Consider the following 16,659-nt stretch of genomic DNA (forward strand, 5'->3'; position numbering starts at 1 on the left):
CAGCGGGGTTTTGTCAGGCAAACGCCAGGCTTACTCCGCCTGCGCCACCAGCGTGCCGTTGTGGTTACGGCTCCATTGCGGCAGCAGCGTACCAATCAACATACCGGCCATGCTGAACAGCAGGCCCGCCAGCTGTGGCGGCCAGAAGGCGGCTTCGCTCCAGCTGTATTCCAGATAGATCCACGACACCAGACCAAAGGCGATGGCAACCAACGCGCCCTGGGTGGTCGCACGCTTCCAGAACAACCCGGCAAACAACGGCACCACCGCCGCCACCAGGGTCACCTTGTAAGCGTTGCCGACCATCTCGTAGATGCTCGCATCCGAATACAGGGCAAAGCTCAGGGTGGATGCCGCGCAGACCACGATAGTGACGCGCATCAGTAGCAGGAACTGCTTGTCGTTAAGCACCGGCAAGAAGCGCTTGAGCACGTTCTCGGTCAGGGTTACCGATGGCGCCAGCAGGGTGCCGGAGGCGGTGGACATGATGGCCGAGAGCAGCGCACCGAAGAACATGATCTGGGCGAACAGCGGCGTCTTGTCGAGGATCAGCAGCGGCAGAATCATCTGCGAATCTTCGGCCAGCCACTTCTCGACCAGCGCCGGGTCGATCATCGAGGCGGCGTAGACCAGAAACACCGGCAGCATGCAGAAGCCGAGGTAGAACACCGCACCGGTCATCGAGGCGCGCGCGGCGATGTTCTCGCTCTTGGCCGACATCACGCGCTGGTACACGTCCTGCTGCGGGATGGAGCCGAGCATCATGGTCACCGCGGCGCCGATAAAGGCGACGATATCCTTGGGCTCGAAGGCGTGCATAAAGGTGAACTTGCCTTCGCTGGCCGCCTTGCTGATCACCAGATCGGCGCCGCCGGCCATGTCGCTGAACAGCCAGACCAAGTAGATCAGGCCGACCACGATGATGATCATCTGGAAGAAGTCGGTCAGGGCAATCGACCACATGCCGCCGAACAGGGTGTAGAGCAGCACGATAAAGGTGCCGAGGAACATGCCCTGGGTGGTGCTGATGCTGCCGTCTGAGATGACGTTGAACACCAGGCCCAGCGCAATCAGCTGCGCGGCGATCCAGCCCAGGTAGGACATGACGATGACCAGGCTGATGATCAGCTCGACTTGCGGGCCGAAGCGCTTTTTGAAGTAGTCACCGATGGTCAGCAGGTTCATCCGGTACAGCGGCCGGGCGATGATCAGGCCGACGAGGAACAGGCAGCCGAAGGAGCCGAATGGGTCCTCGACGATGCCGGCAAAGCCTTCTTCGAGGAAGGTGGCGGGAATGCCCAGCACCGCCTCGGAGCCGAACCAGGTGGCGAACACCATCGCGGCGACGATGGGAAAGCCCATGCTACGACCACCGGAGGCGAAATCGCGGGTGTTGTGCACCCGGGTGGAGGCGTAGAAACCGATGGCGACAGTCACCAGCAAATAGAGCGCAACGAACCAGATCAGCATGCTTTCCCGTTCCACAGACGTCAGCCCACCGCATGCATGGCCCGCGCAGGCTGCGCAGGACGGATCGATGGGCTACAGGTTTTTGTTATGACCATTTTTGACGGGTAGCTGCACGCGCCCGTTCAAGGTCGCGCAGTCTGGCAAATACGTAAAATATGTCAAACAAAAACGACGAAACGTCAGCAGATAATTCGCTAAAACGGCCTGCACCCCCATGTAACAGACTGTAATCGCTGCATAACCTGTTCAGGCGCAGCTGCAGGTAGTTGCATATTTTTGACAGCAAGCCAGCAAACGCCCTAATCGCCAGGCATAAAAAAGCCAGGCATTGGGCCTGGCTTTTTCACATCAGCAACCGCCGATTCAGGCTGGTTTTGCTTCCACTTCCTTGACCCGGAACCACGCCGCATACAGCGCCGGCAGGAACAGTAGGGTCAACGCCGTGGCGACGATCAGACCGCCCATGATCGCTACGGCCATCGGCCCGAAGAACACGCTGCGCGACAGCGGGATCATCGCCAGTACCGCCGCCAGGGCGGTCAGCACGATAGGCCGGAAGCGGCGCACGGTGGCTTCGATAATCGCGTGCCAGCGGTCCATGCCTGAGGCGATGTCCTGTTCGATCTGGTCCACCAGAATCACCGAGTTGCGCATGATCATCCCCGACAGGGCGATGGTGCCGAGCATGGCGACGAAGCCGAACGGCTGCCGGAAGATCAGCAGGAACAGCGTCACGCCGATCAGCCCCAGTGGCGCGGTGAGGAACACCATGGCCGAGCGCGAGAAGCTTTTCAGCTGCAGCATCAGCAGGGTCAGCACCACCACGATAAACAGCGGAATACCGGCGTTTACCGAAGCCTGGCCACGGCTGGAGTCTTCCACGGTGCCACCGACGTCCAGCTGATAGCCGTCCGGCAGTTGCGCACGCACTGGCTCAAGAGTCGGCAGAATCTGCTTGATCAGGCTCGCAGGCTGCTCCTTGCCATACACGTCTGCACGCACGGTGACGGTCGGCAGGCGGTTGCGGTGCCAGATGATGCCTTCCTCGAAGCCGTACTCCAGGGTGGCGATCTGCGACAGCGGCACGCTACGGCCATTGTCGGTCGGCACTGCCAGGCTTGGCAGCAGGCCGAGTTCCTGACGCTCACTCAAGGTGCCGCGCAGGAGGATTTCGATCAGCTCGTTGCCTTCACGGTACTGGCTGACTGGCGAGCCGGTCAGCGAACTTTGCAGGAAGCGCGACAGGTCGGCAGTGCTGACGCCCAGGGCACGAGCGCGTTCCTGGTCGATGTTCAGGCGCACCACTTTGCTTGGCTCTTCCCAGTCCAGGTGCACGTTGGTCACGTGGCTGTTCTCACGCACCTTGTCGGCAACCTGACGGGCCAGTTGGCGCACCTCGTCGATATGCTCGCCGGAAACGCGGAACTGCACCGGGTAACCCACGGGCGGGCCGTTTTCCAGGCGGGCGATACGGGTGCGCAGGGTTGGGAACTCGTCCTGCAGCACATCAATCAGCCAGGTGCGGATCTTCTCGCGGTCTTCGATGCTTTTCGCCAGTACCACGAACTGGGCAAAGCTGGCGGCCGGCAGTTGCTGGTCCAGCGGCAGGTAGAAGCGCGGCGAGCCGGTGCCGACGTAGGCGACGAAGTTGTCGATGCCTTCATGGCCGCTAAGCAGTTGCTCCAGACGCTTGGCCTGCTCTTCGGTGGCGGCCAGGGACGCGCCTTCACTGAGTTTGAGGTCGACCATCAGTTCCAGCCGGCCAGAAGCCGGGAAGAACTGCTGCGGCACAAAGCGGAACAGCACGATCGAGGCAACAAACAGGCCGATGGTCAGCAGGATCACGGTCTTGCGCCGACGCACGCACCACTCCACCGCCGTACGCACGCGGCGGTAGAACGGCGTGCCGTATGGGTCATGGCCGTCAGTACTGCCGCCATGCTTGGCGGCGTGCAGCTTGGCCAGATCCGGCAGCAACTTGGCACCGAGGTACGGCACAAACACCACGGCGGCGATCCACGACACCAGCAGGGCAATCGCCACCACCTGGAAGATCGAGCGGGTGTATTCGCCGGTGCCGGACTGCGCGGTGGCAATCGGCAGGAAGCCGGCGGCGGTAATCAGGGTACCGGTGAGCATGGGGAAGGCGGTGCTGGTCCAGGCATAACTGGCCGCTTTGATGCGGTCGTAGCCCTGCTCCATCTTGATCGCCATCATCTCCACGGCAATGATCGCGTCATCCACCATCAGGCCCAGCGCCAGCACCAGCGCGCCAAGAGAAATCTTGTGCAGGCCGATGCCGAGGTAGTACATGGCGGCAAAGGTCATCGCCAGCACCAGCGGAATCGACAGCGCCACCACCAGACCAGTGCGCAGACCGAGGGAGAAGAAGCTCACCAGCAGCACGATGATCACCGCTTCGGTGAGCACGCGGACGAACTCGCCTACCCCGGTTTTCACCGCAGCCGGCTGATCGGAGACCTTGCTCAGCTGCATGCCGGCCGGCAGGGTTTCCTGCAGGCGAGCGAACTCGCCTTCCAGCGCCTGACCGAGGACCAGAATGTCACCACCCGGTTTCATCGATACGGCCAGGCCAATGGCGTCTTCACCCATATAGCGCATGCGCGGTGCGGGTGGATCATTGAAGCCGCGTTTGACCTCGGCGACATCGGCGATGCGGAAGGTGCGATCGGCTACGCGAATGGGGAAATTACGGATTTCATCGACCGTTTCAAAGCGCCCGGTGACGCGCAGTTGCACGCGGTCGCTGCTGGTTTCGAAGAAGCCGGCGGCGGCCACGGCGTTCTGTTCTTCCAGCGCCTGCTGCACGGCGGCCAGCGGCAGGCCGAGAGTGGCCAGCTTGGTGTTGGACAGCTCGATCCACACCTTTTCGTCCTGCAAGCCGAGCAGGTCGACCTTGCCGACGTCCTTGACGCGCTGCAGCTGCAGCTGGACGCGGTCGGCGTAATCCTTGAGCACGGCGTAGTCGAAGCCTTCGCCGGTCAGCGCATAGATATTGCCGAAGGTGGTGCCAAATTCGTCGTTATAGAACGGCCCCTGAATGCCCTGGGGCAAGGTGTGGCGAATATCGCTGACCTTCTTGCGCACCTGGTAGAACAGCTCGGGAATGTCCGCAGAGTGCATCGAATCGCGGGCGATAAAGGTGACCTGGGATTCACCCGGACGCGAGAACGAGACGATCTTGTCGTAGTCGCCGGTCTCCATCAGCTTCTTTTCGATGCGCTCGGTAACCTGGCGCGACACCTCTTCGGCGCTCGCCCCTGGCCAGTTGGTGCGTACCACCATGGCCTTGAAGGTAAAGGGCGGGTCTTCGCTCTGGCCCAGCTTGGTGTAGGAAATAGCCCCGACCACCGCCAGCAGCAGCATGAGATACAGCACGATCTGGCGATTGCGCAACGCCCAGGCGGATAGGTTGAAATCCATCGGGCTTACTCCTCGACCGTCGGGTTGGCCTGGGCCGTCAGTTGCACTGCACGGTTGTCGCGGTCAACCGGACGCACCTGCTGGCCTTCGCGCAGCACCTGGCCACCGGCGGCTACCACCCAATCGCTGGCTTGCAGACCTTCGAGCACCGGCACGGTTTTCTCGCCGTAGGCACCGATACGCACGTCGGTGCGCTTGAGGGTGGAGTCCTTGGGATCGACCACCCAGACGTAGGGCTGGCCCTTCTCCGCCGTCAGCGCCGACAGTGGCACGGCCAGCGGCACTTCGCCGTTGTGGGCGATAAACACGCGAGCGCTTTGGCCCAGTTCGGCCGGCACCTTGCCTTCCACGAACGCTACGCGGGCGGCGAAAGTGCGCGATTGCGGGTCGGCCGATGGCGACATCTCACGGATGCGCCCTGGGAAGCGTTGATCCGGCTGCGACCACAGCTCAACCGCGACATCCTGACCGACCTTGAAGCGCTCGAAGGCTTGCTCCGGCAGGTTGATCAGCACTTCACGCTCGCCATCAGCGGCCAGGGTGAACACGGTTTGCCCGGCGGCAACCACCTGGCCGACTTCGACCATACGCTGCGCTACTACGCCATCTTGCGATGCGCGCAGCACGGCATAGCCGGCCTGGTTGTTGGCCACGTTGAATTCAGCCTTGATCTGTTTCAGCCGCGCCTCACCGGAGCGGTAGAGGTTCTCGGCGTTGTCGTACTGCGAACGGCTGACCAGGTTGCGTGCCAGCAGGGTCTTGTAGCGATCACGCTCGGCGCGCACCAACTGCAGGTTGGCCTCGGCCGACGACACCTGGGCACGGGTGGCTTCCAGCTGCAGACGCACGTCCTGCGGGTCCAGCTCGGCCAGCGGTTGATCCTTCTTCACCCGCGCGCCGACATCGACCAGGCGCTTGGCTACCTTGCCACCGATACGGAAAGCCAGTTCCGGCTCCAGGCGCGCACGCACCTCACCGGGGTAGGCATCCATCAGGTCGCCAGCCAGTTGCGGCTGCACCACCATCGCCGGACGCACGGCAACTTTGGCGGGCTCGCCATTGCCGCAGGCTGCGAGCAACAGGATAAGACTGACAGGCAAAGCAACAGACAGTGCATGACGAAACATGATGACTAACCTTTGTGGAGGCTTTTGAATAATTAAACTGACAGGTATAGTAAAAATAGCAAACTCACTAGTCCAGTATTAAAAACGACCAATGCCAAACAAAGTGTTGCCAACCAGCGGCCCCGGTCGCCCAAAAGACCTGGCCAAGCGCAAAGCCATTCTGGAAGCGGCGAAAACCCTATTCCTCAGTAATGGCTATGACGGTAGCAGTATGGATGCGATTGCCGCGGAAGCCGGGGTTTCCAAGCTCACGGTGTACAGCCACTTCACCGACAAGGAGAAGCTGTTTGCCGCCGCGGTGCAGTCCAAATGCGAGGAGCAACTGCCTGAGCTGCTGTTCGAGCTGAGCGACGAGGTGCCGGTGGCACAACTGCTGCTGAATATCGGCCGGGGCTTCAATGAGCTGATCAACAGCCGCGAGTCAGTGGAGCTGCACCGGGTGATGGTGAGCCTGGCTGCGCAGGACTCCAAGCTTTCGCGGATGTTCTATGAAGCCGGCCCACAGCGCGTGCTGCACGGCATGGAAGAGTTGCTGCGCCGGGCCGACCAGAGCGGCAAATTACGCATTCCCGACCCGCTGAGCGCGGCAGATCAGTTCTTCTGCCTGATCAAGGGCGGCGCCAACTTCCGCCTGCTGATCGGCTGCGGTGAGGCCCTGCAGGGCGCCGAGGCCGAAGCCCATGTGCGCGATGCGGTCGAGGTGTTTCTGCGCGCCTTCCGCGCCGAGTAGCGCAAGGCGTCGCCAGCCTTATTCGCTGGCGGCTTGCAGCTTCTTCTTCGGGTAGATGTCGTAGCGACTGGACTTGCCTTCCAGGGCATAACCCGGCTTGGCACCGTCAATCAGCGGGGCCTTGCGTGGGCGTTTGACCACCACCCGATGGCTGGCCAGATTCAGCGCCGCTTCAAGCAATGCGGGCGCATCCAGGTCGTCGCCAACAAAGGGACGGAACAGGCGCATCTCTTTCTTAACCAGCGCGCTCTTGTCGCGGTGCGGAAACATCGGATCGAGATAGATCACTTGGGGCGGCTCGCCCTGCCAGGCGCGCATCAGCTCGATGGCGTTGCCATTCAGCAGCTGCATCTGCGCGGCAATCGGCGCCACATCGCGGTCCAGCGCGGCACGCGCCAAGCCATCTTCCAGCAACGCGGCAATCAGCGGCTGGCGCTCGATCAAGGTCATGCGGCAACCCAGACTGGCCAGCACAAAGGCATCGCGGCCCAGGCCAGCCGTGGCATCCAGCACAGTAGGGCGCACCCCGGCCTGCACCCCAACCGCCTTGGCAATCATCTGCCCGCTGCCGCCACCGAACAGCCGACGATGCGCCACCGCACCCTCGACAAAATCCACTTTCACCGGCCCCGGCGCCTGCGGGCCCAGCTCAACCAGCTGCAAACCGCCCTCACCCAGTTGCAGGGCAAACTCGCTGTCGCCTTCCAGCGGCAGGCCCAGGCGCGCCGCCCAGGTTTCGGCCGCGACCTGTAGATGGGGAGCCAGGGCCTGCATACGAATTCTGGCTATTAGCCGCTCATCACTCATCAGAAAATGTGCTCAAAAATCACTCAATTGACTGCAAAAGCAGCCGATAACCTGCTCGAGCGGCATTTTGCCAGACCCGGCAGTTTCCAGCCGCACCGAGTTCGCCATGTTCGATGTAATTTCCGCCCCACGCAGCGTCGCCCCGTCGGCCGCCAACTCCAGTTCAATCAGCGAGACGCTGGATGAAGGCAAACGCGCATCCCTGGATTATCAAATCCTGCGCCGCACCCTGATGCCCGATGAAGTCGAAGCCGAAGCACTACCCAGTGAACCCGAAGCGCCCAGCGAGCCACCCGCCGTCACCGCTCAGGCCAGCGATTTTCAGGAGCTAGCCGCCCAGCGCGAGCTGGAGCTGAACGTCAATATCAACGCCGAACCGCAGAAAACCGACCCTCTGGTACTGGACCTGGCCGGCAACGGTTTCAGCACCAGCGGCCTGAGCCGTTCGGTACGTTTTGACCTGGATGCCGACGGCAAGCTCGACCAGATCAGCGTGCCCACCGGCGACGATGCGCTGCTCGCCTATGACCGCAACGGCAACGGCCGCATTGATGATGGTCGCGAGCTGTTCGGCGACCAGAATGGCGCGGCCAACGGCTTTGCCGAACTGCGCAAATACGATGACAACGGCGATGGCCGCATCGACAGCCAAGACGCCATCTTCGAGCGTCTGAGCCTGCTGCGTTTCGACGCCCAGGGCCGGCAGTCCAGCCAGTCGCTGAGCCAAGCCGGCGTTAGCGCCATCGACCTGCAAGCGCGCGACGTGAAGATTGCCCTGGGCGCTTACGACGAAATCGCCCAACTCGGCCGCTTCGAATTCGCCGACGGCCGCAGCGGCCAGGCTGCCGATCTATTGTTGGCGCAGCGTTAAACTGGCATTTAGCGGCACATCCGCCACAGCCCCATATCCACGTGAAAGTGGTCGCGATGGGCCGCGTTGTAATCCGGCCCCAGGGTGGTGTTGAAGCGCTTGCAGGCAGCCTGTTGCACCTGGCGCAGAAACTCGGCGTTCTTGCCCTGCTTGGGCCAATCCTGCAGCACGCTGATGCGCCGGCCATCGGTCAGGCGAAAACCGATGATATCCAGCGCATTCGCCGAGGCATGTTGGCTACGCCGCTGACTGCCGGCAATGGTGCGGCAGGCGAAACTACCCACATGCTCGACCCGCGCCACCCGCTGACCAAACACGCCCTGAGCAATTGGCTGCAGATCATGCTGTTCGAACAGGGCAAAGGCCGCTGCCAGCGGGCAGCTGGCGATAAAACTGCTGCTGAAAGCAACGCCGGAACTGTGTACGCGCAGGGTATTGTTCAACGGACAGGCCACCTCCGCGCTGCTGTCGACCTGCGGGGTAAAGCGCAGTGAGGAGGTGTTCAAAGCCTGCTGACACAACGCCGGATTATCCTGCAGCCGCCAGAGCTTGAAGCTGGTCAGCAGGTTCGGCGTTTCGCGAATATCCAGCACCGCCCATGGGTTCCAGCGCGGCGGCACCTCAAGCCAGCCACGCCAAATCGCCAGCAACAGGCCGGCGAGCACTACACAGAGAAGAAGAAAGACACGAAAGAAGGTCATGCCGCGCAGCCTATCAGAACCTGTTCACGATCTTGCGAGCTAGAACCATGCAAGGCAAAAAAGGCGAGGAAGCGCAGTGTACGAGCTGTACATGAGCATTCCGAGCCTGTTTTTAACGCAGCAGGGCCGACGCGCAGCAGATCGTGCATAGGTTCTCAGAGCAGGCCCAACTGCTCGACAGGATCCTCTAGCTGTACTTGTGGCAAGGCCAGCAAACCCGGCAGACGCAGCATCAATTGCTGATGGAAGCGCTGCGCCAGCTGCGGGGCCAGGCGATTATCCGAGGTGTGCAGAAAGACGTAAGGCGTGCGGCCTTCTTCGATCCAGCCCGCCACCTTGTCCAGCCAGGGCGCCATAAAGGGATCATTGGCCAGCAACTCGGGATGACCGATAAAGCGCAGCTGCGGCGCCTGGCTAAAGGCCGTGGGCCGCAGCGGCAGGCGCGGTTTCTTGGCCTGTGCATGCAACACGGCCGGCGCGCTGGAGACACAGCTGAACAGCGCCCGCGAATCCAGGCAAATCCGCTCAATGCCGCACCCATGCAGCAGACGATTAAGGCTGCGTTCTTCCTCGCCCTTGGCAAAGAACGCCGGATGACGCACCTCGACGGCCAGCTCCTCGGCCTGCCAAAGCTCGATAAAAGCGCTCAGTTCCGCCAGGCGCTGCGGACCGAAGCTTGCTGGCAGTTGCAGCCAGAACGGCGCGACCCGCTTACCCAACGGCGCCAGTAGGCGGCGGAAATCCTCGGTGGCGCTCAGTTGCTCGCGCAAGTCACCGTTATGGCTGATCTCGCGCGGCAGCTTGGCGCAAAAGCGCAGATGCGCCGGCATACGCTCGGCCCAACGGGCCACGGTATCGACGGAGGGCTTTGCATAGAAGGTGGTATTGCCCTCAACGGCATTGAACACCTGGGCATACAACGGCAGAAAGTCGGCGATGCGACTGCCTTCTGGATACAAAGAACCGCGCCAGGCTGGCTCGCTCCATGACGGGCAACCGAGGTAGTAAGGCAAGATCAATTTGAAGACCGTTGGGCAAGGTAGCGAGCGAAGGCGAGATCAGCCGAGGGGCGCGCAGTGTACGAGTTGTACATGAGCACGACGAGGCTGATATCAACGCGGCATAGGCGAGCGCAGTAGTTTCGCAATGGTCTTCTAGGCGTAGAGGTCGAGGCCCATAACCTGCTGGGCATCCGTCTCACTGGCGAAGCTGGCGGTGGAGCTATAGCTGGCCAACGCCTGGGCGGCGCGGTTGTTCAGCGGGGGCTGGTACAGCTGGTCTTGCAAGCGCGATGGCAGGCTATCACTGCTGGCATTACTGGCTTCGACCTTGCGCGCCTGGGCGACTTGTTCGAAACCCTGGGTGCTGGCGGGTGATGCTGCCTGCTCACGACGTTCCTCGATCTCGCGCTGCGCTTCGCGAAATGGCGTAACCGCAGAGCCCGGGCGGGCACTGCGATCTGGCGAATAAGAGGAAGTAAAACCGTCGATACGCATCAGTTACTGCTCGGCTTGCTTAGCCAACGATGGACACAAGTGATGGCAATTTAGCCCCCGTAGACCGGCTTGGCAATCAAGCGCGGTGCAACGCGGCAATATGCGCGACAGAAGGTGCGCCGGTGCCCAGCGGTTTAAACCGAGGCCTTGGGCGTGGCCACCTGATCACGCAGGTAAACCGGCTGCGCCAGGTCAGCCACCACCGCCTCACCACGAGCCCAGGCAAAGCGCGCCAGGCTGAGCAGGTCTTCGGCGTGCGGCAGCATGGCGGCATCCTGTCCGCTGACCGCAACCGGAATACGCGCGGCAAAGGTGCCCCAACCGGTGCCGGCAGCAAACCAGTCACCGCAGGCATCACCCGGCAGGCTGGCACGTTCCGGAGGCAATACAGCCTCGACGCCGGCCAGACGCATCTCGCCCTGCTCGGCGCGGTAGCAACCCCAATAGACCTCATCCATACGTGCATCGATGGCCGCTGCCACTTGCTGCGCGCCATGCTCGCGCAAGCTGCGCTGCGCCAGCACGGCGAGGTTGGACACCGGCAACACCGGACGCTCCAGGGCAAACGCCAGACCCTGCACCACACCGATAGCAATTCGCACACCGGTAAAGGCACCCGGGCCACGACCAAAGGCAATCGCATCGAGCGCCGACAACGGTACCCCTGCATCGGCCAGCAGCTGCTTGATCATCGGCAGCAGACGCTGGGCATGCAGGCGCGGAATCACTTCGTAATGGCTGAGCACCTGGCCGTTATGCAGCAGGGCAACGGAGCAGGCTTCGGTGGCGGTATCCAGGGCCAGGAGAGTGGTCATTGCATTCGGACAGGTGACGAAATGGACCGGCATTAGAACGGCTTGAGGCTTTTTTTTCCAGCGCAATCACTGAGCCACGCAGCGGAATCACAGCACCACAGGCATGCAGCGGGCCCGAACCGGCCCGCTGCATGCTTGAGTAACACGTGCTTACCAGGCTTCGATAACAGTCTTGGCGTCCCAACCTTGCAAAGGTGCCTTGGACCAGGTGCCGTAGCTTGCGTTGGGGAAGACGATCCACTCGGCGCCCCACTTGCTCGCCTCAGCGGCCACGGTGGCGCGCTGATCGGCCAGTGGCGTCTTGCGGAAACGCCCATCGAAGTCATGCAGCGTATCGCCCAGCAGCAGTACGATCTGATGATCGGCGCTGACGATGGCGCGACGCTCGACCTTGGGCGGGCCCAGCAGCAACACGCTTTCTTCAGAGATTTGCGGCAGCCCGAGCTTGCTCAGGGTAGCCAGGGTGTACTTCTTCTGCTCGTCGGCACGGTCCGAGATATAACGAATGGTCACGCCCAGGCTGTCGGCGTGCTGCAGGAACTGCTTGGCGCCGGGGATCAGCGCCGGAGTGCCGTCGCGCTCCCAGGGCAGCCAGGTGTCCCAGGCATCATAGGTGTGACAGTTGGCCAGATCGCGCGCAAGCAGCGCGCTGTTATCAATAACGGTTTCATCCAGATCGGTAACGATGGCCAGCTTGGACGGATCTTTCGCTGCGGCCACTGCCGCATCCAGCTTCAGCGTCGCGATGTTGTACGCCTGCAGCTGCAGGGCCTGAACTTCCGCCGATTGCTGCTGGAAACGCAGACCCATGGTGAACTCGGCAACGCTGCAGTCGGTCTTGGGCTTCGCCTGGGTATCGGCGAAGGCCGCAGGACTCCCCACCAGCGCTAACGCAAGGCCCAACCAGATAGCACTCTTTGCTGTTTTCTCGGTCATTGACTGCGCTCTCTTCCTTAGTATGGGTTAAGGCATAAAGTCTACGACCCTCTCACCGTGGTATAGACCAAAACCGATGCTAGCCTAGGCGAGCAAGGTTACTGTTCTATGAACGACGCTCAGCGAGTCCAGCGCGCCAACCGCAGAAACGACAACGGCCCGCAAAAGCGGGCCGTTGGCTGACTGCAGCAAGGCTTAGCTGAGAGCTGCAAGCACCTTGGCAGTGATCTCGTCGACCGAACCAACACCAGCAATGGCGCTGTACTTCGGCGTACCGTCAGCGGCAGCAAGCTTCTGGTAGAAGTCCACCAGCGGCTTGGTCTGCGAGTGATAGACCGACAGGCGATGACGTACGGTTTCTTCTTTGTCGTCTTCGCGCTGAATCAGCTCGTCACCGGTTTCGTCATCCTTACCGGCAACTTTCGGCGGATTGTGTTCAGTGTGGTAGACGCGACCCGATGCAGGGTGCACGCGACGACCGGCAATACGACCGACGATTTCTTCGTCATCCACCGCAATTTCGACCACGTTGTCGATGACCACGCCAGCTTCCTTCAGGGCTTCAGCCTGAGGAATGGTGCGTGGGAAACCATCAAAGAGGAAACCATTGGCGCAATCGGCTTGGGCGATGCGCTCTTTGACCAGATTGATGATCAGGTCATCGGAGACCAGACCACCACTGTCCATTACGCTTTTGGCAACCAGGCCCAGTTCAGTGCCGGCCTTGACCGCAGCACGCAGCATGTCACCGGTGGAGATTTGCGGAATACCAAATTTCTTGGTGATGAAACCAGCTTGGGTACCTTTACCGGCACCGGGCGCCCCCAGCAAAATCACGCGCATCGATGTGCTCCTCAAGATTTAAGTAAAAATCGTCGGACTCGCCTCGTGGGGCCAATCTCAGAATTGTTCAAGCAGCGCTGCCAAACTGGGCCAGAGTGCCGAAAGGCCGCTCAAGATACACAGCGCACCCATAGCGCACAAGCCACCGAAAGTCGGATACACATGCGACCACCTCTAAAAGGTAGTGCTTTCGCCAGCGCACTACATATGTACCAGCGAAAGCCCCCTCCTCCCTCTGCAATACGCCTAGCCGGTGTTACGCAAACCCGCCGCAATACCCGCCACACTGACCAGCAAGGCCTGTTCCAGAGGGCTGTCGGCCTGATTATCACGCAGTCGTGAGCGCGCCAGCAGCTCGGCCTGGAGCAGGTGCAATGGGTCCAGGTAGGTGTTGCGCACACTGATCGACTCCAGAGTTTCCGGGCTGTGCGCCAACAGCTGCGACTGACCGGTCAAACCCAGCACTGCGACCACTGCCTGCGACAATAGGCCGCGTAGATGCTCGCCCAGCGGACGCAGGGCCGGTTCGACCAAACGCTCGTCATACAGCTGGGCGATGGACTCGTCGGCCTTGGCCAGCACCATCTCCAGCATGTCGATACGCGTGCGGAAGAACGGCCAGTGCTCGCGCATCTGCCCGAGCAACTCGCCTTCGCCACGCTGAAAAGCGTTATCCAGCGCCGCCTCCCAGCCCAACCAGGCCGGCAGCATCAGGCGCGTTTGCGTCCAGGCGAAGATCCACGGAATCGCGCGCAGGCTCTCAACGCCACCCTCGCGACGCTTGGCCGGACGACTGCCCAGGGGCAAGCGTCCCAGTTCCTGCTCCGGCGTGGCCTGGCGGAAATAGTCGACAAATTGCGGGTGCTCACGCACCACCGCGCGGTAGGCGCTGACGCCATCGCTGGCCAGTTTGTCCATCAGCTCGCGCCAGGCCGGCTCCGGGCTGGGCGGCGGCAGCAAAGTGGCTTCCAGCACCGCCGCCAGGTACAGATTGAGATTCTGCTCAGCGATATCCGGTAGGCCGAATTTGAAACGAATCATTTCACCCTGCTCGGTGGTGCGGAAACGCCCCGTCACCGAACCTGGCGGCTGCGACAGAATCGCCGCATGCGCCGGGCCGCCGCCGCGCCCCACCGTGCCGCCGCGACCGTGAAACAGCAGCAGCTCGACATCCTGCTCGCGGCATACCTGCACCAGGGTTTCCTGGGCGCGGTACTGCGCCCAAGCCGCCGCCGTGGTGCCGGCGTCCTTGGCGGAGTCGGAGTAACCGATCATCACTTCCTGCGGCCCATGCAAGCGCGCGCGGTAGCCATGCAGTGCCAGCAGCCGGCTGATCACCGGGCCGGCGTTGTCCAGATCGGCGAGAGTTTCGAACAGCGGCACCACGCGCATCGGCCGTTGCAAGCCGGCTTCCTTGAGCAGCAGCTGCACCGCCAGCACATCGGAAGCCGCACCGGCCATGGAGATCACGTAGGAACCCAGCGCTGCAGCGGGGGCACCAGCCACTTCACGGCAGGTGGCCAGCACTTCCTCGGTTTCCCCACTGGGTTTGAAGTGCCCCGGCAGCAGCGGCCGGCGGCTCTCCAGCTCTTTCAACAAAAACGCCAGGCGCGCCTCTTCATCCCACTCGGCGTAACGACCCAGGCCGAGGTAATCGGTGATTTCACTCATGGCGGCGGCGTGGCGACTGGAGTCCTGACGTACATCCAGACGCACCAGAAACAGACCGAAGGTCGCCGCGCGGCGCAGGCAATCGAGCAACGGGCCATCGGCGATCACACCCATACCGCATTCATGCAGCGACTGGTAGCACAGGGTCAACGGATCCAGCAGCTCGCGATTGTCCTGCAGCACGGCTGCAGACGCAGGCACTTGCTCATGCAGCGCAGCCTGGGCCCAGCTGCGGGTGGCGCGCAGACGCTCACGCAGCTGCTTGAGCAGGCTGCGATATGGCTCAGCGCTCTCACCTACCCGCGCCAGCAGCGCCGGGCTGGCCTGCTGCATGGACAGATCGGCGGCCAAGTTATCGACATCGCGCAGGTACAGATCCGCCGCCATCCAGCGCGCCAGCAGCAGCACTTCGCGGGTAATGCTTGCGGTGACATTCGGGTTGCCGTCACGGTCGCCGCCCATCCACGAGGCGAAACGAATCGGCGCGGCATCCAGCGGCAGGTGCAACCCGGTGGCGCTGTGCAGCACCTGATCGGCCTTGCGCAGCACATTGGGAATGGCATGCCAGAGCGAATGTTCGATCACCGCAAAGCCCCACTTGGCCTCATCCACAGGGCTTGGTCGGCTGCGGCGGATTTCCTCGGTGTGCCAGGCTTCGGCAATCAGCCGTTGCAGGCGCTGTTTGACCTGCTCACGCTCGGCCGCCGAGAGGTCGCTATGGTCGCCAGCCGCCAGCTGTTCGGCCATCGCATCGTATTTCTGAATCAGGGTGCGCCGCGCCACTTCGGTGGGGTGTGCGGTCAGCACCAGTTCGATATCCAGACGGCCGAACTGGCGGGCCAACGCCTCGCCCTTGTGGCCGTTGCTGGATAGCCGCTGCAGCAGATCAGCGAGCATATTGTCTTCAAACGGCTGCGCTTCACCCGGCGCACGGCGGCGCACGCGGTGGTACTGCTCAGCGATATTGGCCAGGTTGAGAAACTGGTTGAACGCCCGCGCCACCGGCAACAGTTCGTCATCGTCAAGTTGGTTCAGGGTTGCACTGAGTTGCTCCGCACCCTCCTGCGAGCCACGGCGCGAGGCCTTGGCGCCTTTGCGAATACGCTCGATCTTGTCGAGGAAGGCAGCGCCATGCTGCACGCTGATGGTGTTACCCAGTAGTTCGCCGAGCTGGTGGACGTCCTCGCGCAGACGCGCGTCGATTTCTGCCATGAGTGTTGCCTCCGCTGATCCTGCCTCCAGAGTGCCCAGCGCGCCAACTTCTTACAAGTGCGCGACGCTGCGGCCGCACTTATCGACTCAGGCACTAGTCTTAACTGTGCAGCCCACCAAAACACGGCGGGCATAGAACAGACACGAGGCAATCATGAAGATTCGCGAGCTTGTTCAGCACTGGCAGGAAAACGCCCAGGGGCGGCTGAGCGCAACGCCTTATCAGATACGGCTGGACCTGGAAGCCGCAGCGCGCCTGGCGGCATTGCAGGAGATGTACCCCAAGCACCACGTTGAAGAGCTGCTGGGGGAATTGCTCGGCGCGGCGCTCGAAGAGCTGGAGGCCAGCCTGCCCTACGTCAAGGGCAGCACGGTGGTGGCCAGCGATGAACAGGGCGACCCGCTGTATGAAGACATCGGCCTGACGCCGCGCTTCCTCGCCCTGTCACGCCGGCATTTGCAGCGCCTTAGCGAGCAGCAGAAACAGGCTGACTAAAACTAAGAATATGCTCACGATCTCGCGAGCTAGAGACCTG

Annotated in this window: 14 protein-coding genes; 3 read left to right on the forward strand and 11 right to left on the reverse strand. The window is 62.1% G+C overall.

Annotated features, from left to right (window positions below; all coding sequences use genetic code 11):
- Positions 1–30 precede the first annotated feature (30 nt).
- The 3 genes from ACQ4LH_RS09435 to ACQ4LH_RS09445 form a co-directional block, all read right to left on the reverse strand.
- Positions 31–1,470 carry a sodium:solute symporter family protein gene (locus ACQ4LH_RS09435; protein ID WP_430696932.1) on the reverse strand — a complete coding sequence of 480 codons (1,440 nt, stop codon included), beginning with the start codon at positions 1,468–1,470 and terminating at the stop codon, positions 31–33.
- A 363-nt stretch (positions 1,471–1,833) separates the two neighbouring features.
- Complete coding sequence (locus ACQ4LH_RS09440) at positions 1,834–4,914, reverse strand: efflux RND transporter permease subunit (RefSeq protein WP_430696933.1); 3,081 nt, start codon at positions 4,912–4,914, stop codon at positions 1,834–1,836.
- A 5-nt stretch (positions 4,915–4,919) separates the two neighbouring features.
- Positions 4,920–6,041, reverse strand: coding sequence for an efflux RND transporter periplasmic adaptor subunit (locus ACQ4LH_RS09445; RefSeq protein WP_430696934.1), 1,122 nt, complete (start codon positions 6,039–6,041; stop codon positions 4,920–4,922).
- A 91-nt stretch (positions 6,042–6,132) separates the two neighbouring features.
- On the opposite strand from ACQ4LH_RS09445, the gene ACQ4LH_RS09450 reads away from it, so the two are divergent.
- The gene (locus ACQ4LH_RS09450; protein ID WP_430696935.1) at positions 6,133–6,771 is read left to right on the forward strand and encodes a TetR/AcrR family transcriptional regulator; all 639 of its coding nucleotides are present in this window, start codon (positions 6,133–6,135) and stop codon (positions 6,769–6,771) included.
- A gap of 18 nt (positions 6,772–6,789) precedes the next feature.
- Here the strand turns inward: ACQ4LH_RS09450 and ACQ4LH_RS09455 are convergent, their stop codons facing one another.
- Complete coding sequence (locus tag ACQ4LH_RS09455) at positions 6,790–7,578, reverse strand: class I SAM-dependent methyltransferase (protein ID WP_430696936.1); 789 nt, start codon at positions 7,576–7,578, stop codon at positions 6,790–6,792.
- Between the two features lie 106 nt (positions 7,579–7,684).
- Between ACQ4LH_RS09455 and ACQ4LH_RS09460 the strand changes: the two genes are divergently transcribed.
- The gene (locus tag ACQ4LH_RS09460; RefSeq protein WP_430696937.1) at positions 7,685–8,449 is read left to right on the forward strand and encodes a hypothetical protein; all 765 of its coding nucleotides are present in this window, start codon (positions 7,685–7,687) and stop codon (positions 8,447–8,449) included.
- An 8-nt stretch (positions 8,450–8,457) separates the two neighbouring features.
- Here ACQ4LH_RS09460 and ACQ4LH_RS09465 read toward each other — a convergent pair whose 3' ends face one another.
- The 7 genes from ACQ4LH_RS09465 to ppc form a co-directional block, all read right to left on the reverse strand.
- Positions 8,458–9,150, reverse strand: coding sequence for an extensin family protein (locus tag ACQ4LH_RS09465; RefSeq protein ID WP_430696938.1), 693 nt, complete (start codon positions 9,148–9,150; stop codon positions 8,458–8,460).
- A gap of 155 nt (positions 9,151–9,305) precedes the next feature.
- Positions 9,306–10,166: a DUF72 domain-containing protein gene (locus tag ACQ4LH_RS09470; protein ID WP_430697035.1), complete on the reverse strand. Its 861-nt coding sequence runs from the start codon at positions 10,164–10,166 to the stop codon at positions 9,306–9,308.
- Positions 10,167–10,304: 138 nt separating this feature from the next.
- Positions 10,305–10,646, reverse strand: a complete 342-nt coding sequence (locus tag ACQ4LH_RS09475) for a hypothetical protein (RefSeq protein ID WP_430696939.1) — start codon at positions 10,644–10,646, stop codon at positions 10,305–10,307.
- Positions 10,647–10,780: 134 nt separating this feature from the next.
- Complete coding sequence (gene tsaB / locus ACQ4LH_RS09480) at positions 10,781–11,461, reverse strand: tRNA (adenosine(37)-N6)-threonylcarbamoyltransferase complex dimerization subunit type 1 TsaB (protein ID WP_430696940.1); 681 nt, start codon at positions 11,459–11,461, stop codon at positions 10,781–10,783.
- A 150-nt stretch (positions 11,462–11,611) separates the two neighbouring features.
- Positions 11,612–12,397: a 5'-nucleotidase, lipoprotein e(P4) family gene (locus tag ACQ4LH_RS09485; protein ID WP_430696941.1), complete on the reverse strand. Its 786-nt coding sequence runs from the start codon at positions 12,395–12,397 to the stop codon at positions 11,612–11,614.
- A gap of 195 nt (positions 12,398–12,592) precedes the next feature.
- The gene (gene adk, locus ACQ4LH_RS09490) at positions 12,593–13,240 is read right to left on the reverse strand and encodes an adenylate kinase (RefSeq protein ID WP_305590786.1); all 648 of its coding nucleotides are present in this window, start codon (positions 13,238–13,240) and stop codon (positions 12,593–12,595) included.
- Positions 13,241–13,486: 246 nt separating this feature from the next.
- Positions 13,487–16,123, reverse strand: coding sequence for a phosphoenolpyruvate carboxylase (gene ppc / locus ACQ4LH_RS09495; protein WP_430696942.1), 2,637 nt, complete (start codon positions 16,121–16,123; stop codon positions 13,487–13,489).
- Positions 16,124–16,277: 154 nt separating this feature from the next.
- Here ppc and ACQ4LH_RS09500 point away from each other — a divergent pair, with 154 nt between their 5' ends.
- Positions 16,278–16,619, forward strand: coding sequence for a pilin assembly protein (locus ACQ4LH_RS09500; RefSeq protein ID WP_430696943.1), 342 nt, complete (start codon positions 16,278–16,280; stop codon positions 16,617–16,619).
- Positions 16,620–16,659: the final 40 nt, after the last annotated feature.

The organism is Pseudomonas peli, assembly GCF_050563605.1.
GTDB lineage: Bacteria > Pseudomonadota > Gammaproteobacteria > Pseudomonadales > Pseudomonadaceae > Aquipseudomonas > Aquipseudomonas peli_A.

Excerpts from the sequence above, each read along its gene's own strand:
- ACQ4LH_RS09500 (WP_430696943.1), top strand. The coding sequence starts at position 16,278 with ATGAAGATTCGCGAGCTTGTTCAGCACTGGCAGGAAAACGCCCAGGGG.
- adk (WP_305590786.1), bottom strand. The coding sequence starts at position 13,240 with ATGCGCGTGATTTTGCTGGGGGCGCCCGGTGCCGGTAAAGGTACCCAA.
- ACQ4LH_RS09445 (WP_430696934.1), bottom strand. The coding sequence starts at position 6,041 with ATGTTTCGTCATGCACTGTCTGTTGCTTTGCCTGTCAGTCTTATCCTG.
- ACQ4LH_RS09460 (WP_430696937.1), top strand. The coding sequence starts at position 7,685 with ATGTTCGATGTAATTTCCGCCCCACGCAGCGTCGCCCCGTCGGCCGCC.
- ACQ4LH_RS09435 (WP_430696932.1), bottom strand. The coding sequence starts at position 1,470 with ATGCTGATCTGGTTCGTTGCGCTCTATTTGCTGGTGACTGTCGCCATC.
- ACQ4LH_RS09475 (WP_430696939.1), bottom strand. The coding sequence starts at position 10,646 with ATGCGTATCGACGGTTTTACTTCCTCTTATTCGCCAGATCGCAGTGCC.
- ACQ4LH_RS09450 (WP_430696935.1), top strand. The coding sequence starts at position 6,133 with ATGCCAAACAAAGTGTTGCCAACCAGCGGCCCCGGTCGCCCAAAAGAC.
- ACQ4LH_RS09485 (WP_430696941.1), bottom strand. The coding sequence starts at position 12,397 with ATGACCGAGAAAACAGCAAAGAGTGCTATCTGGTTGGGCCTTGCGTTA.
- ACQ4LH_RS09465 (WP_430696938.1), bottom strand. The coding sequence starts at position 9,150 with ATGACCTTCTTTCGTGTCTTTCTTCTTCTCTGTGTAGTGCTCGCCGGC.
- ACQ4LH_RS09440 (WP_430696933.1), bottom strand. The coding sequence starts at position 4,914 with ATGGATTTCAACCTATCCGCCTGGGCGTTGCGCAATCGCCAGATCGTG.
- tsaB (WP_430696940.1), bottom strand. The coding sequence starts at position 11,461 with ATGACCACTCTCCTGGCCCTGGATACCGCCACCGAAGCCTGCTCCGTT.
- ppc (WP_430696942.1), bottom strand. The coding sequence starts at position 16,123 with ATGGCAGAAATCGACGCGCGTCTGCGCGAGGACGTCCACCAGCTCGGC.
- ACQ4LH_RS09455 (WP_430696936.1), bottom strand. The coding sequence starts at position 7,578 with ATGAGTGATGAGCGGCTAATAGCCAGAATTCGTATGCAGGCCCTGGCT.